General features: G+C 70.3%; 15 protein-coding genes. 3 read left to right on the forward strand and 12 right to left on the reverse strand.

Going from position 1 to position 15421, the window contains the following annotated elements:
- Window positions 1-68: 68 nt before the first annotated feature.
- Window positions 69-620 carry a GNAT family N-acetyltransferase gene (locus MQP27_RS12735; RefSeq protein WP_242765104.1) on the forward strand — a complete coding sequence of 184 codons (552 nt, stop codon included), beginning with the start codon at window positions 69-71 and terminating at the stop codon, window positions 618-620.
- Between the two features lie 14 nt (window positions 621-634).
- On the opposite strand, the gene MQP27_RS12740 is transcribed toward MQP27_RS12735, so the two are convergent.
- The 10 genes from MQP27_RS12740 to MQP27_RS12785 all read right to left on the reverse strand — a co-directional run bounded on the left by MQP27_RS12740 (window position 635) and on the right by MQP27_RS12785 (window position 12811).
- Window positions 635-2137: a type IV secretory system conjugative DNA transfer family protein gene (locus MQP27_RS12740; protein WP_242765871.1), complete on the reverse strand. Its 1503-nt coding sequence runs from the start codon at window positions 2135-2137 to the stop codon at window positions 635-637.
- Window positions 2138-2152: 15 nt separating this feature from the next.
- Window positions 2153-3580 carry an ATP-binding protein gene (locus tag MQP27_RS12745; RefSeq protein WP_242765106.1) on the reverse strand — a complete coding sequence of 476 codons (1428 nt, stop codon included), beginning with the start codon at window positions 3578-3580 and terminating at the stop codon, window positions 2153-2155.
- Between the two features lie 14 nt (window positions 3581-3594).
- On the reverse strand, window positions 3595-5154 hold the full coding sequence (locus MQP27_RS12750) for an SCO6880 family protein (protein ID WP_242765108.1): 1560 nt from the start codon (window positions 5152-5154) through the stop codon (window positions 3595-3597).
- On the reverse strand, window positions 5151-6497 hold the full coding sequence (locus tag MQP27_RS12755; RefSeq protein WP_242765110.1) for a hypothetical protein: 1347 nt from the start codon (window positions 6495-6497) through the stop codon (window positions 5151-5153). The genes MQP27_RS12750 and MQP27_RS12755 overlap by 4 nt, the downstream gene beginning before the upstream one ends.
- A complete protein-coding gene (locus MQP27_RS12760) occupies window positions 6487-7320 on the reverse strand; it encodes a DUF8175 domain-containg protein (protein ID WP_242765112.1) in 834 nt (277 codons plus the stop codon). The genes MQP27_RS12755 and MQP27_RS12760 overlap by 11 nt, the downstream gene beginning before the upstream one ends.
- 167 nt (window positions 7321-7487) lie before the next feature.
- Window positions 7488-7796, reverse strand: a complete 309-nt coding sequence (locus MQP27_RS12765) for a DUF8827 family protein (RefSeq protein ID WP_014673544.1) — start codon at window positions 7794-7796, stop codon at window positions 7488-7490.
- Window positions 7797-8160: 364 nt separating this feature from the next.
- Entirely contained in the window at window positions 8161-9468 is a 1308-nt protein-coding gene (locus tag MQP27_RS12770; RefSeq protein ID WP_242765115.1) for a S53 family peptidase, read from the reverse strand.
- A gap of 235 nt (window positions 9469-9703) precedes the next feature.
- Window positions 9704-9985, reverse strand: a complete 282-nt coding sequence (locus MQP27_RS12775) for a hypothetical protein (RefSeq protein WP_242765117.1) — start codon at window positions 9983-9985, stop codon at window positions 9704-9706.
- Window positions 9986-10182: 197 nt separating this feature from the next.
- Window positions 10183-11547: a S53 family peptidase gene (locus tag MQP27_RS12780; protein WP_242765119.1), complete on the reverse strand. Its 1365-nt coding sequence runs from the start codon at window positions 11545-11547 to the stop codon at window positions 10183-10185.
- Between the two features lie 289 nt (window positions 11548-11836).
- Window positions 11837-12811, reverse strand: coding sequence for a quinone oxidoreductase family protein (locus tag MQP27_RS12785; protein WP_242765121.1), 975 nt, complete (start codon window positions 12809-12811; stop codon window positions 11837-11839).
- Between the two features lie 173 nt (window positions 12812-12984).
- On the opposite strand from MQP27_RS12785, the gene MQP27_RS12790 reads away from it, so the two are divergent.
- Window positions 12985-13425 (forward strand): MarR family winged helix-turn-helix transcriptional regulator, encoded by a 441-nt coding sequence (locus tag MQP27_RS12790; protein WP_242765123.1) that lies wholly within the window; start codon window positions 12985-12987, stop codon window positions 13423-13425.
- Between the two features lie 131 nt (window positions 13426-13556).
- Here the strand turns inward: MQP27_RS12790 and MQP27_RS12795 are convergent, their stop codons facing one another.
- Complete coding sequence (locus tag MQP27_RS12795; RefSeq protein ID WP_242765125.1) at window positions 13557-13988, reverse strand: SRPBCC family protein; 432 nt, start codon at window positions 13986-13988, stop codon at window positions 13557-13559.
- A 12-nt stretch (window positions 13989-14000) separates the two neighbouring features.
- On the reverse strand, window positions 14001-14603 hold the full coding sequence (locus tag MQP27_RS12800) for a TetR/AcrR family transcriptional regulator (protein WP_242765127.1): 603 nt from the start codon (window positions 14601-14603) through the stop codon (window positions 14001-14003).
- Window positions 14604-14633: 30 nt separating this feature from the next.
- Here MQP27_RS12800 and MQP27_RS12805 point away from each other — a divergent pair, with 30 nt between their 5' ends.
- Complete coding sequence (locus MQP27_RS12805; RefSeq protein WP_242765129.1) at window positions 14634-15413, forward strand: SDR family oxidoreductase; 780 nt, start codon at window positions 14634-14636, stop codon at window positions 15411-15413.
- The last annotated feature ends 8 nt before the right edge of the window (window positions 15414-15421 follow it).

Below are 15421 nucleotides of genomic sequence, written 5' to 3' on the forward strand. Positions count from 1 at the left end.
AAATTGTGCGAAAGGCCCACACCAGAAATGGTGTGGGCCTTTTTGCGTTTCCGGCTACTGTGAGGCGCATGAACTACGTCATCCGCTCCATACGGCCCGACGAGTGGCCCGCCGCCAAGGCGCTTCGGCTCCTCGCGCTCCAGGACCCCGTGGCACACCTCGCGTTCCTGGAGACGTACGACGACGCCTTGGGACGGCCGGACTCCTTCTGGAAGGAACGGGCCGAGGGGGCCGCGAAGGGCGCCACCGGGGCGCAGCAGATCATTGCCGAGGGGCCGGACGGGGAGTGGGTCGGGACCTTGACCGTGCTGATCGAGGAGGCCGGCACGGAGGACTGGGCCGGGCTCCCCGTCGAGCGGAAGCAGGGGCATGTCGTCGGCGTGTTCGTGCGGGAGGAGTACCGGGGGATCGGGCTGACGGAGGTGCTCTTCGACGCCGGTCTGGAATGGGCCTGGGGGCAGGGGGTCGAGCGGGTCCGGCTCATCGTGCACGAGGACAACGCCAGGGCCCGACGGTTCTACGGCAAGGCGGGATTCGTGGCCACCGGCGTCGTCGTACCCCTTGGTGAGGGCACCAAGGAGCGGGAGCTGGAGATGGCCGTCGAGCGGGAGCGGGCTTAGAAGGTCTTGGAGGGTCACACCGGCAACTCGTCGTGCGGCCAGCGGGCGCGGCCCTGTTCCCTGGAGCGGAGCAGGGCCAGGGTCGGCAGGCCCCGGTCCGCTCCGGTGGCCAGCAGCTCCGGGAGCTGGGGAAGCGGAGCCACCGCGGCGACGTCGTCCAGGACGAGCGTCAGTGGTGGGTCGAGGCGACCGGCGGATGACCGTTCGGCCATGCGGCGGCCACGCTCGACCACGCTGGAGACGAGGGCCGTCAGGAGAGGCATCGCGCCTGGATTGGTCCTGGGGTCCTCGATGGACTCCCCCACTACATAAAGCGTGCCCCCTTCGTCGACGAAGGAATCCAAGGCGAGTGCATCGGTTCGGTTGGGTGTGCACGCCTCTCGGATGTTGACCGTGAAGAGGGAGGACAGGGCTCGGCTCGTCAACTCCTGGGCCATGTCCCGGCGTTCGGGGTGCGCGGTGAGCGCGGCCTCCAACTCGCCCGCGGAGCCGGCGGCGGCCTTCGGGTTCGTACGGAGGACGCGGACCGCGTCCTGGATCTGGGTGCCCTGCGACCAGCGGTGGACATGGCGGATGGTGCGGCCGTCCACCGCGGCGGCGTGCAGGTAGCAGCGCAGGAGCGTTTCCGCTGTGGCCGACAGGGCCTGGTCGAGCTTGGCCGTGGGGCGGATGGGGGCCAGGAGCGCGGTGGCTCTGGAGGTCGCCGTCTGTTTGTCCTCGCAGCCCGCCGTGGGGGACCAGTGGAGGCGGGCCGGGGTGTCGCAGCGGTGGGCGGGGTCGTAGAGGTGGACCGGGCCCAGTTTGGCGCGGGCGTCCTTCGTGTCCGACCAGACGGCCGGGTTCGAGGTGACGACGAGGGTGGGGCCCTCCGCGTCACGTACGGCCTGCGTCGCGGTTTCCTGGCGGCTTGCGGGTGGGGCGTAGTGGACCAGGCCGGTCGTCGACGGCGACAGGGGGTGGCCGGTGTCCGTGGGGTGCGGGGGCGGCGGTGCGGGTTCCGCCCGTGGCACCGGGACCTCGTGGACGCCGTAACCCTCGGTCGGTTGTTGGGGTGTTGGCTGCTGCTGGGGGAGTGGTTCCGGGTGGGGGAGGGGCTCTGTCGCCGCCGCTGTGGCCCGTTCGATGGCCGCCGTGCGCTCCAGTCGTCGGCGTGCCCGGCCCGCCCGCCATCGTGCTGTCGTGCCCATCACGAACACGGTCAGCACGAACAGGACCATCAGCTGGCCGATGAACAGGCCCCAGAACAGGCCGTAGCCGGAGAGCTGGGCCTTGGGGGTGGCCGGCCAGGCGCCCGTGATGTCGTGCGGCTTGCCGATGAGGTGGCGCATGGCCAGGGGGGTGCGGGTGAAGGAGACCGCTTCCGGCCAGGAACCCTTCGAGAACAGGCCCGCCAGGCCCGTCGCCGACCAGACCAGCAGCGTCATGCCGAGGAGGAAGGCGAGTATGCCGACCAGCAGCCCGTCGGGGATGCCGCCCTCGCCCTCCCGGCGGTCGCGCCGCCGGTCGTCCGGTCTCACCACGTCCGCCTCCCGCTACGCCACCGTCGATTCGGAGGAACCGTCGTAGTCGCTCAGGTGCTGCTCCACGAACGCCGCCGCACGCTCCTCCGCCTCCAGCTCGGCGGCGCGCAGGGCGTCGTCGGCCAGGTCGCGGTCGGCGGACGACTCGGTCATCGCGCGGTCGGTGAAGACCAGTGGGCGTTCCGTCTCCGTGATCAGGTGCTTGACCACCTGGACGTTGCCGTTGACGTCCCACACGGCGATGCCGGGCGTCAGGGTCGGGATGATCTCGACGGCCCAGCGCGGGAGGCCGAGCACCCGCCCCGTGGACCGGGCCTCGTCCGCCTTCTGGGCGTAGATCGTCCGCGTCGACGCCATCTTCAGGATCGCCGCGGCCTCCTTCGCCGCCGCGCCGTCCACCACGTCGGACAGGTGGTGGACGACCGCCACGAAGGACAGGCCGAGCCGTCGGCCGAACTTCAGCAGCCGCTGGAACAGCTGGGCCACGAAGGGGCTGTTGATGATGTGCCAGGCCTCCTCGACCAGGAAGATGCGCTTCTTCCGGTCGGGGCGGATCCAGGTGTGCTCCAGCCACACACCGACGATCGCCATCAGGATCGGCATGGCGATGGAGTTGCGGTCGATGTGGGACAGGTCGAAGACGATCAGGGGCGCGTCGAGGTCGATGCCGACCGTCGTCGGGCCGTCGAACATGCCGCGCAGGTCGCCGTCGACCAGGCGGTCGAGCACCAGCGCGACATCAAGTCCCCACGCCCGTACGTCCTCTATGTCGACGTTCATCGCCTCGGCCGACTCCGGCTCGGGGTGCCGTAGTTGCTCGACGATGTCGGTGAGGATCGGCTGGCGTTCGACGATCGTCTCGTTGACGTAGGCGTGCGCGACCTTCAGCGCGAAGCCCGAGCGCTCGTCGAGGCCGTGCCCCATGGCGACTTCGATGATGGTGCGCAGCAGCGCGAGCTGGCCGGTGGTCGTGATCGCCGGGTCGAGGGGGTTGAGGCGGATCCCGTGGTCCAGGGCGGCCATGGGGTCCAGGCGGATGGGGGTTATCCCCAACTCCTCCGCGATGAGGTTCCATTCGCCGACGCCGTCCTCGCCCTGGGCGTCCAGGACGACCACTTGGCGGTCGCGGAAGCGCAACTGCCGTAGGACGTACGTCTTCTCCAGCGCCGACTTGCCGTTTCCGGACTCGCCGAGGACCAGCCAGTGGGGGGCGGGGAGCTGCTGGCCGTAGAGCTGGAAGGGGTCGTAGATGTAGCCCTTGCCGGAGTACACCTCGCGGCCGATGATCACGCCCGAGTCGCCCAACCCCGGTGCCGCCGTGGGGAGGTAGACGGCCTGGGCCTGGCCCGTCGAGGTGCGTACCGGCAGGCGGGTCGTCTCGACCTTCCCGAAGAGGAAGGACGTGAAGGCGTCGGTGAGGACGGACAGCGGATCCCGCATCGGCGAATCAGCCCCTACCTTCGGATTCCGGTGGCGAACGGCAGCGTGTTCACGAAGGCGCGGTGGTGCTCGCGGTCGCACCACTCCAGCTTCAGGTACGACTTTCCGGCCGACGCCCGGATGGTCCGCTTGTCGCGGGCCAGGGCCTCGGGGGAGCGGGAGGAGACCGTGATGTAGCCGACGAGGTTGACGCCCGCGGCGCCGCTCGCGAGGTCCTCGCCGCGCTGGTCGAGGCGGTTGTGGGCGGCGATGTCGCGGGGGTCGACCGTGCGGTTCATCTTGGCGGCGCGGGACGCCTCCGCCTCGTCGTTCGTCTTCTCGGTCAGCATGCGCTCGATGGCGACCTCGGTGGGTTCGAGGTCCATCGTGACGGCGACCGTGCGGATGACGTCCGGGGTGTGGACGAGCAGCGGGGCGAGGAAGTTGACGCCGACGGGCGTCATCGGCCACTCCTTCACCCAGGCGGTGGCGTGGCACCAGGGCGCGCGGGTGGAGGACTCCCGGGTCTTCGCCTGGAGGAACGTCGGTTCCATGGCGTCGAGTTCGGCCGGCCAGGCGTTGCGCTTGGTCATCGCCTGGATGTGGTCGATCGGGTGGTCGGGGTCGTACATGGAGTGGATGAGGGAGGCGAGACGGCCCTGGCCGAGCGGCTGTCGTACGCGGATGTCGGCCTCCTGGAGGCGCGAGCAGATGTCGGTCAGCTCGCGGGCCATGACGACCGCGAGACCGGCGTCCCGGTCCACCTTCCGGCCGGCCTGCGGCCGCGCCGCGCGGGCCATCGCCTGGGCCTCGGCGGCGAGTTCGCGCGTGTAGTGCATGCAGGCGACGAGATAGGCGCGGTGCTGCTCGCTGCTGGTGGACACCATCGACTGCAGTTGGTCGTACGAGGTCTGCAGCCACGGCAGGGCCTTGTCGTCGCCGCGCAGGGCGACGTCCTTGGCGTGGGCGTCCGGGTCGGCCGGGAGGGTGCGGGCGAGCATCTGGAGGCGGGTGACGAAGCCGTCCCCGTTGGCGACGTGCTTGAGCAGGGTGCCGAAGCGGTCGACGAGGGCTTCCTGGTCCTCGGAGTCGCGCAGGCCGACGCCGGGGCCCTCGATCTCGATGGCGGCGGTCACCATGCGGCGGTCGGCGTGCAGCAGTACGGCGATCTCGTCGGGGCCGAAGGGCGCGGCGAGCCAGGTGATGCGGCCGATGCCGGGCGGCGGGCCGACCTCGACCTCGCGGCCGTCGAGGCGGGTGCCGGCCTCCATGACGCCGGACCGGTACAGGGTGCCCTGCTTGAGGGTGCGCTTGTAACTGCGGTTGATCTCGAACCACTTGTAGAAGGTCCGGTGCTTGTACGGCACGTAGACCGCCATCAGCGCCAGCAGGGGGAAGCCCATCAGCAGCACGATGCGCAGGGAGAGGACGGGGACCAGGAGCCCGCACATCATGCCGAGGAACGCGCCGCCGATGATGAGCGCGATCTCGCCGGATTCACGATTCCGGCCGACGATCGCGTTCGGCCGGGCGCGGCCGATGAGATATGTACGGCGGGGCGTGACCGGATGGGACAGGTGGGACTCGGTCGTCAACGCCCTTCACCTCCCGTGCGGTTGGTACTGCTGTTGCGGGTGTTGCCGGCGTGCGGGGTGTTCACCGGGCTTGCGGAACGGGGTGCGGGTGCGGCGGAGGGGACAGATCCGCCGCCACCACCGTTCGGGGTCCGGGTGCTGTGGGCGGCGACGCCGCCGGAGACCGGGTTGCTCGGGCGGGCGCCGCCGTTGGAGGACGACTGGCCGCCGCCTCCGTTGTCGTTGGCGCGGGCGCTGTGGGTCTTGATGCCCTGGGCGACCATGGTCGCGGGGGAGCTGATGACTGCGGCGGCCTTGCTCTCGGCGCCCTGCATGATGCGGTTGTTGCGGCCGCTGGCGATCTCGTCGCCGAAGCCGGGGACGAAGCGGTAGATCATCGCGCTGGCGAAGATGGCGAGCAGGATGATGGCGAGGCCGGAGACGACGGCGGAGAAGGAGTCCGGGCCGTTCTCGGAGCTGAGCGCGCCGGCGAGGCCCAGGACGATCACGATGATCGGCTTCACGAGGATGACGGCGATCATGATGCCGGCCCAGCGGCGGACGTGGCTCCAGAGGTTCTTGTCGACGAGGCCGGCGTAGACGACGGTGCCGAGGAGGGCGCCGACGTAGAGGAGGGCGGCGCGGATGACGAGCTCCAGCCACAGGACGCCGGCGGCGAGGATGCTGACCAGCGACACGACGATCAGCATGATGGGGCCGCCGCCGATGTCGGTGCCCTTGTCGAGGGCGCCGGAGAAGTTGCCGAAGAAGGTGTCCGTCTGGTCGCCGGTGGCTTTCGCGAGGACGTCGGTGACGCCGTCCGCCGCCGATACGACGGTGTAGAGGATCAGCGGCGTGAAGGCGGACGCGAGCACGGTCAGCCAGAGGAACCCGACGGCTTCGGAGATGGCGGTGGTGAGGGGGACGCCTCGTACTGCTCGCTTGGCGACGGCGAGGAGCCAGAGGAGGAGCGTGAGGATGGTGGAGGCGGCGAAGACGACGGCGTACTGCTGCAGGAACTTCTGATTGGTGAAGTCGACGTTGGCGGTCTCTTTGACGGCGTCACTGAGCTTGCCGATGGTCCAGGACGCGGCGTCGGCACAGCCCTTGGCGAGGGAGGAGAGGGGGTCGAGGGTGGACGTGAGGCTGGGGGTGTCGGTACCCGTGGTGCCCTTGTCGCCGCTGCCGCGTTCGCAGTACTTCTTGGCCGGACCGACGATGAGGTCGCATTTGTCGGTCGAAGCGGATGGCGACGGGGAAGGAGAGGGGGCTGCGGCGGCGCGGGTGGCCAGCAGTACGACCGTGGTTTGTACTGCCGTGAGGGTGGCGGCGACCTTGAATACGCGGCGCGGGCTACCGGGCATAGGTGAAGCCTCCGTACTCCTCGACGGCTTTGGCCATGTCGTCGGCGCTGGACGCCTTGTCGTCCCCGGGGACGGGCGCGGGGCCGTCCTTCTGCGAGAAGCTGTCGACCTTCCAGTCGCCGTTTGCCCAGCGCAGCTGGAGCGTCATGGTGAACCAGTCGCTGGTGACCGGGTTGGTCGACTTCTCACCGGCGGTGCCGTACAGCCCGGTGCACCAGACCTCCACGGTCGCCGTGCTGTCCGAGTAGCTGGTGGTTTTCGTGCCGACCGGTACCGTGCGCGAGATGTAGGTGCTGCCCGACGCCGCGTTGCCGTTCTCGTCGAGGCCGATCTTGCTCAGGAAGTCCTTGGAGTACGCGTTGTCGAGCTGCTGCTGAAGCGCGGCCTGCTTGTCGGAGACGAAGACCTGCTGCACGATCTCGGTCCGCCGGGCAGGTTTGAGAATGTCGGCCGAAACCAGCACCGTCGCATAGTTCGTCGCCGCGCTCTGCGCCCCCTGCTGGTCATGCGCGAACCCCGTCGGAATGCCTCCCGCCTTCGACTGGACCGGCTTTGTGCCGGTTGCCGCTGTCGTTGAGGTTTCCGGCTTGTTTGCGCTTCCTGCCGCCGAGGAGGGCGAGTTGTCGTCTCCGCGGTTCGCGAAGGCGATCGCGGCGATCAGGAGGACCACCACGCCCACCACCGTGACCAGGCTGCGGGAGGACGAGCGGCCGGGGCGGCGGGCGCCGCCGTAGACGTCGCCGCCGCTCTCCGGCAGCCGTGTCCGGGTCTGGCCCGTGCCGCCGTAACCGCCGGAGGCCTCGTGGTCGTCTCCGAGACTCATGCCGCGTACGCCCTCTCCACCTCGTGGACACAGACATACGACGGTAGCCGTGCTGGAGTCCGCGCGGGCGCGGTGTGGTGACTCGACATCAGGGAAACGCAACCTCAGCCGGTGAGCACGACGGGCGGGTGGGGTAGAGGGTGGGGGTGGGGTGAGGGGACGTCGGGTCAGACCGCCATGCCGTACACGATGGTGAAGAGCGTGCCCAGGGAGCCGATGATGAAGACCCCGGTGAGGCCGGCGATGATGAGGCCCTTGCCCTGTTCCGCGCTGAAGGTGTCGCGGAGCGCGGTCGCGCCGATGCGCTGCTTGGCGGCGCCCCACACCGCGATGCCGAGGCAGAGCAGGATGGCCACCGCCATCACGACCTCGATCATCACCTTGGCCTCGTTGCCCAGGCTGCCGAAGGGGCCCCAGTCCGGAGCGATCCCGCCGATGATGGTGTTGATGTCTCCCTTGTCGGCCGCAAAGAGCATGTAAGTCACCGCCCCTGGTGGGTAGTTCCGGTTCGCGTTCGCGTTCGTGTCCTCTGCGTCGGTGCAGAGGGCAGGCTCATTGTCGCCGACAATGCCGTCGTCGTATGTCGACTTGACGTCATTGATTGGCGGGTTTCGTACGAATAGCACGTACGGTCACTCTGTGTATCACGGCAGGTCACGCCGGGCAATGAGGCCTGAGCGGAACCTGTCGTGTGGTTCCGTCGTTGACCCCTTCTACGACCTGGGCCGATTCTGGCGGCCGGCCGGGTGAGGGGTCGAGACGATGTTCTCACGGTCGACGGGGGGAAATGGCCTGCGGGCCCCGGCAGCTGCCGGGGCCCGCAGGCCATGTGAGGCTGTGTCAGTTGGCGAACGCCGTGATGCCTTCCGGGGTGCCCCAGCCCGTCGGGCCGTCGTAGCCGGTCTCGGCGGTGCAGAAGTACGCGGTCGAGCAGGAGCCGTTGTAGCCGCTCGTCACGTCGTTGAGGGACGAGGTGCCCGCGTAGTCGTAGGGGTACTGCGCCGGGTAGGTGCCGCTGGCCGGGGTGCCCGCGAGGGCGTAGACGCCGGCGATGATCGGGGCGGAGACGCTGGTGCCGCCGAAGGTGTACCAGCCGGCGGTGACGCCGTAGGAGTCGTAGACCGAGACGCCGGTGGCGGGGTCGGCGACCGCGGAGACGTCGGACTCCATGCGCTTGGTGCAGCCGGTGTCGGTCTGCCAGCTCGGCTTGGCGTCGTAGGAGGAGCAGCCGGAGCCGGTGCCCTCGGAGCTGGAGGTGCGCCAGACGGACTCGGTCCAGCCTCGGGTGGTGGAGGACGTGGAGAGCTTGGTGCCGCCCACGGCCGTCACGTACTGGGAGGTCGCCGGGTACTCCGCGCCGTAGCCGCTGTCGCCGGCGGAGACGGTGATCGCGACGCCCGCGTGCTTGTAGTACGAGGTGTCGTACGACGTCTGCGAGGAGGTCTCGGAGCCGCCGTAGCTGTTGGAGACGAACTTGGCGCCGAGGGCGACGGCCTCGTTCTCGGCGGTGCCGAGGTTGGCGTAGGAGGCGCTGGTGGCCTCGACCAGCAGGATGTTGCAGTTCGGGCAGATCGCGGAGGCCATGTCGAGGTCGAGGGAGATCTCCTCGGACCAGCCGGCGTCGGAGGAGGGCAGGGAGGTGGTGGAGCCGGTCTGGGAGACCTTCTTGAAGCAGCCGTTGGCCGTGGTGCAGGCCGACAGGCCGTAGTACGAGCGGTACGTCGCGAGGTCCGACTCGGCGTTCGGGTCGTTGTACGCGTCGACGATCGCGATGGTCTCGCCGGAGCCGTTGGAGGCGGCGGCGGAGGTCAGGCCGTAGGCGGACCGGAGGTTGGTCGGGCTGTAGCCGGAGGGCGTCGAGGCGTCGGCGGCCTTCGGGGTGATGCCGGTCTTCTTGGCCTGCATCTTCTGGAAGGCGGTGAGACCGCCGGTGACCCGGTAGGACTTGCAGGTGAGGTCGCCCGCGTGCTTGGGGGTGGCACAGGGGGTCGAGACGTACGTGACCTTCGTGGACGCGGTGGCGGCCGCGTCGGCCTGGACCGCGGTGCCGAGGCCGGCGAACACCAGCGCGGCGGTGGCGGCGAGGGCCGAGCCGACCCGGCGCCAACCGCGCTGCGTCGAAGGTCTGTTGGGGGGAGTGGAACGCATCGTGCAGCCTCCTGATGTTCCTGATGGGGTGGAACAGGGGCAGTGCGGGTGCGATGCCGTCGGTACGGGTTCCCCGGCGGCGGGCGGCGGCCCGCGATGACCATCGCTTGTTGAGTACGCGACAACAAGAGGCTTACGGAATTCTGACTTCCGGCTTACTGAACGTGGTTCAGTCCTTTACTCAACCCACAGGAGACTCAAGGGAGTTGCATGGATTGGCGGGGCTGCGGACCGGCTAGCGCGTGCTGCACTTGGGGTAGGCCGCGCCCTCGGTGCACAGGGCGTAGGCGCTGCTGCTGACGTCGACCTCCTTCTCGTCGCCGCCCTTCGTGCGGACGTTCAGCTCGTACTCGGTGTGGCAAGTGCGGGTCTTCTTCGTGCCCTTGCGCTTCGTCTTGCACTCGTGGTCCGTGTCCTTGCTGACGACCGTGCCGGTGACGGGCTTCGACTTGCTACACCCGGCCAGCGGCGCGGTGAGTGCGGCGACGGTGAGCAGGACGGCGAGCGTGCGCTTCATGGTGGTTCCCCCGGTGCGTCGTCTGTTGGGCGGCGTCCCGCGGACGATACCGGCAACGGAAAGACGGGCCGCGGCCGGCTGCCGTGACCCGTCTTCCTTTCCTTTTTCCTTTCCGCGCCGCCGAGGAGTCCCCACGTACTCCTCACATCGGCGGCTTCCCCGTGACCCGACGGGGAGGTCGTGCTTCCGGCCGAGGGTCAGCCGGTGAAGGCGTCCAGGCCCTCCGGGGTGCCCCAGCCGGTCGGACCGTCGTAACCGGACTCCGCGGTGCAGAAGTACGCGGTCGAGCAGGAGCCGTTGTTGCCGCTGGTCACGTCGTTGAGCGCGGACGTGCCGGCCGCGTTGTACGGGTACTGGGCCGGGTAGTCGCTGCTGCCCGGGGTGCCCGCGAGGGCGTAGACCGAGGCGATGATCGGGGACGAGGCGCTGGTGCCGCCGTAGGTGTTCCAGCCGGTGCCGTCGGAGCCGTAGGAGTCGTAGACCGAGACGCCGGTGGCCGGGTCGGCGACCGCGGAGACGTCGGCGATCATGCGCTTGGTGCAACCGGTGTCGGTCTGCCAGGACGGCTTCGCGTCGTACGAGGAGCAGCCGGAGCCGGTGCCCTCCGTCGAGCTGGTCTTCCACACGCTCTCGGTCCAGCCGCGGCTGTTGGAGGAAGTGGAGAGCTTGGTGCCGCCGACGGCGGTGACGTACCGGGAGGCGGCCGGGTACTCGGCGCCGTAGCCCTCGTCGCCCGCGCTCGCGGTGATGGCGACGCCCGCGTGCTTGTAGTACGAGGTGTCGTACGTCGTGTCGGAGGAGGACTCGGAGCCGCCGTAGCTGTTGGAGACGAACTTGGCGCCGAGCTTGACGGCCTCGTTCACCGCGGTGCCCAGGTTGGCGTCGGACGCCGACTTGGCCTCGACCAGGAGGATGTTGCAGTTCGGGCAGGTCGCGCTGACCATGTCGAGGTCGAGCGAGATCTCACCGGCCCAGCCGCTGTCGGCGGAGGGGAGGGAGGTCGTGGAGCCCGTCTGGGAGACCTTGCTGAAGCAGCCGTTGTCCGTGGTGCAGGCGGAGAGACCGTAGTAGTCGCGGTAGGTCGCCAGGTCCTCCTCGGCGTTCGGGTCGTCGTACGCGTCGACGATCGCGACGGTCTCGCCGGAGCCGTTGGCGGAGGCGGCGTCTGCCAGGCCGTACGCCGACTGGATGTCACTCGGGCCGTAGCCGGTCGGGGAGTCCGAGGCGGCGTTCGGCTTGATGGTCTTGGGGGTCACGCCCTTGAGCGCGGCCTGCTTCTCCATGAAGGCGGTGGTGCCGCCGGTGACCCGGAGGGCGTTGCACGCGGCGAACCCCTTCTTCGGGGTCGCGGCACAGGACTTCTCGTACCGCACGTGCGCCTTGGCGACCTGCGCGGCGATCGTCCGGGCGCTCACCTTGGGGGAGGCGGCCGTGGTGGCGGCGTCCGCGTGCACGGCGGTGCCGAGGCCGGCGAAGACGAGCGCGGCGGTGGCCGTGGCGGCCGAGCCGATGCGGCGCCATCTGCCGGATATGTGGGGGGAGTTGGGGGTGTCCGTACGCAACGTACAGCCTCCTGTGAGTGGTTGACAGAGGCCTGCGGGTGGGGGGACCACCGGTGAGGTTCCCGGTGGGGGCGGCGGCCCGCACCGACCTTCGCTTGTTGAGTACGCGACAAACAAGAGCGTTTCGGAATCCTGACTTCCGCATTACTGAAGGGGGTTGGGGGTTTGTGGATCAATGGCGGTGGGATGGCTGGGGGATGGGTGCGGCTTGACTCGGGGCACAGGGTTCGCACAGGTTGACGCGCGTTGAGTGAGGGGCGGGAGGGGCTGTTCGCGGGCTATTCGCGGGCTATTCGCCGGGTGTCAGGACGATCCGTCGGCCGGGGGTGGTGGCTGCGGTCCAGGCCTGCTCGACCTTCGAGAGGGGGACGGCGACGGGGTCGACCGCGAACGCCCCCGAGGTGATCCGCTCGGCCAGGGGCGGGAGTTCGGCGAGGATGCCAGCGGTGCTGACCGAGCCCTGGCCGCTGCCCATGAGCTGGAGGTTCGCGGCGCGCAGGTACTGGGAGGGGAGGGTGAGCTCCAGGCCCGCCATCGAGCCGATCTGGATCCAGGCGAGGGGCCGCGCGCGGTCGGTGCGGGCGGTGAGGAGGGCGGGGAGGGCGCGCTCGGTGACCGGGCCCCAGAGGTAGTCGAGGACGACGTCGGCGTCGGGGGCGGTGGTGGCGGCGAGGCGTTCGGCCGCCTGTGCCGGGTCGCCCTGTAGGGAGACCGTCTCGTCGGCGCCCAACTCCGGGAGCAGGGCGAGGCGTTCGGGGTCGCGGCCGGCCGCCACGACGTGTCCGGCGCCGAGGTGCCTGGCTATCTGTACGGCGAGCCGGCCGGCGCTGCCGGTGGCGCCGAGCACGAGGACGCGGGCGCCGGGGGCGAGGGTGACGCGGCGGCGCAGGGCGACCCAGGAGGACATCGCCGGGTTCATCGCGGCGGCCAGGGCGGTCACGCCGTCCGGGTCGGTGTCCGCGGGGAGGGTGACGGCGCGGCGGCGGTCGACGACGGCCTGCTCGGCCATGGTGCCGTGGTCGTCCGGGGCGACGAAGTAGAGCAGCTCGCCGTCGGGGGTGCGGCCGACGCCGTCGATGCCCGGGACGAGGGGGAGGGTGCCGTCTGAGGTGTAGTGCGTGCCGTCGGCGGCGGAGCGGACGCGGGGGTGGAGGGCGGCGGCCAGGACGTCGACGAGGACCTCGTGCGCGCCGTGCGGGGTGGGGGTGTCGGTGGTGTCGTAGCGGGGCGGGGTGTCGAAGGAGTGGACGACGGCTGCGTGCATGGGGGGTCTCCCGGGCGTCGATGGTAGGTCGGTAGTTTGTGTCACGTACTACTTGGTCGTGCGACCGCGACGGCTGACTTGGTTTGCGATGCGTACTACTGCGAAGGTAGTTTGTGTCACGTACCAGGTCAAGAGGTTTGTGTCACAAACCAAATGCTCCGGAGGAGGCCCGCATGACCGCCGGTGACAGAAGCGACGTCGAGGAGAGCACCGTGGACGCGCTGGTCCAGCTGTCGTTCCTGGTGCAGGGCGTGCTGGGGCGGGTCGCCGCCGAGCACGACCTCTCCCTCGTCCAGGTCCGCCTCCTCGCCATCCTGCGCGACCGCCGGCCCGGCATGCTCGAACTCGCCCGCCACCTCGGGCTGGACAAGTCCTCCATGACCGGGCTCGTGGGGCGCGCGGAGAAGCGGGGGCTGGTACGGCGGATTCCGTCACCGGTCGACGGCCGGGGCGTGCTCGTCACCCTCACACCGGCCGGGCGGGAGCTCGCGGAGCGGGGCGAGGCGGAGATGGACGAGCGGATCGGCATGCTGACCGCGTCACTGACGGCCGCCGAACATGTGCAGCTGCGGGGGTTGGCGGCGAAGTTGCTGCATGGGGTGGCGGGTGGCTGAGGCCGGGTGGGGCGGGCGTTGGGGTCCGCTGGCGCGGGGGTTGATCGGGTCGTTGTGGTCTGTCGGCGCCGGGGGCGTGTTGTCGCTGTGGTCCGGCGGTGTGGGGCCCGCGCCGCCGCTGCCCGCTGTCGCTACGCGGCCCCGCTCTCCAGTCGTCGCTTCAGGTTTCGGTAGCTGATCGGGGCGCCCTTCGCGGCCTGGCGGCGGACCAGGGGGAGGAGGGCGACGCCGATGCCCTGCGGGGCGAAGTCGAGGGCGAAGGTGATGCGGGAGGCGGTGCCGTCGGCGAGGGGTTCGAGTGTCATGTCCATCGACGGGCGCAGGGGGCCGTCCAGGCCGCGGGCGGACCAGTGGACCGGCGGACGGGAATCAGTGACCTCCTGGGTGAAGGTGCGCTCCTTCGGGCCGATACGACGGGTCGTGGTGAACGTACGGCCGTCGCTCGCCGCCCGTGCGCTCACCACGTCGCCCTGCCACTCGGCGAAGTGGGCCGGGTCCGTGACGTAGGCGAAGACCTCGGCGGGCGGGCGGGAGATTTCGATGCTGGAGACGAGGGGTGCCATGGTGTGCCCTCCTCAGGATGTGTGGGCTTGGCTGTCCTGCTTCCTTGACGGACTGGGGCTGTCGTCTGTGACACGCATCGCCGCCGCCACCCGCTCGGGCTCCTCGCAGGCCAGCAGGTCGAGGAGCAGCCCGCGTACGAGGGCGAGGGCGCGGGTGGCGCGGGCCTCGGCCACGGCGGGCGGGGTGCCGGGCGGCTGGGCCCGCACCAGCAGGTCGAGCCACTCCCGCGCCGCCTCACCGGCGAAACCGGCCCAGGGGCCGGGGTCACGGGTCAGGGACAGCAGGAACGCCTCGTAGGTCAGCCGCACCATGGGCCGCTGGGCCGGGGAGGAGAGGAAGTCCCAGAGCCGGTCGGTCAGGGCTTCGAGACCGCTGTCGTCGCCCTTGTCCTCCAGCACCTCGGCCATCATGCGCACCTGCTCGTGCCGCGCTCGGGCCAGCAGCTCTCTGACCAGGGCGTCCTTGCTGCCGAAGAGGTAGAGCAGGACGCGGGGGCTGGTGCCCGTGGCGGCGGCCAGGGGGCGGAGGGAGAGGCCGGTCAGGCCGTGGTCGAGCAGGTAGGCGTAGCAGGCGTCGAGGAGTTCGGTGCGGCGGGGTGACGGTGTCGGGGGCACGGGGTTACGGTAACTGAAACGAGTGTTTCAGTGGAGGTGGCACTGCGGATGGGCGGCCACATGGACTTCGGACTCGACGGGCGTACGGCGCTGGTGACCGGCTCGGTGCGGGGGCTGGGCCTGGAGATGGCGCGCGGGCTGGCACGGGCCGGTGCGCGGGTGGTCCTCAACGGGCGGGATCCGGCGACGCTGGCGCAGGCCGCCGGGAAGCTGCGCGAGGAAGGGCTCGACGTCGGCACGGCGGCCTTCGACGTCACCGAGCGGGAGGCGGCCCGCGAGGCCGTGACCGGGCTCGGGGACATCGACGTACTCGTCAACAACGTGGGCCACCGGGACCGGCGTGGCATGGCGGAGATGACGCCGGACCAGCTGGCCCGGCTCCTCGACGTGCATCTGACCTCGGCGTACGCGATGGCGCGGACGGTCGCGCAGGGTCTGGCCGCGCGGGGCGTGCCGGGCCGGATCGTCAACGTCTCCTCGGTCATGGGCAGCCTCGGCCGGGCCGGTGACGTCGCGTACTCGGCGGCGAAGGCGGGCCTCGACGGGCTGACGCGGGCGCTGGCGGCGGACCTGGGGCCGAGCGGGACGACGGTGAACTCGGTCGCGCCGGGGACGTTCGCGACCGAGGTCAACGCGGAGCTGGCGGACGACCCGGAGTGGACGCGGTGGCTGCGCAGCCGTACGGCGCTGGGGCGTTGGGGCCGGCCGGAGGAGGTCGCCGGGCTCGTGGTGTTCCTGGCGAGCGACGCGGCGTCCTTCATCACGGGGCAGACGATCGCGGTGGACGGGGGGATGACGACGACGTTCTGAAGGCCGGC

The organism is Streptomyces cylindrosporus (genome assembly GCF_022698165.1).
In the GTDB taxonomy this organism is placed as follows: Bacteria; Actinomycetota; Actinomycetes; order Streptomycetales; family Streptomycetaceae; genus Streptomyces; species Streptomyces cylindrosporus.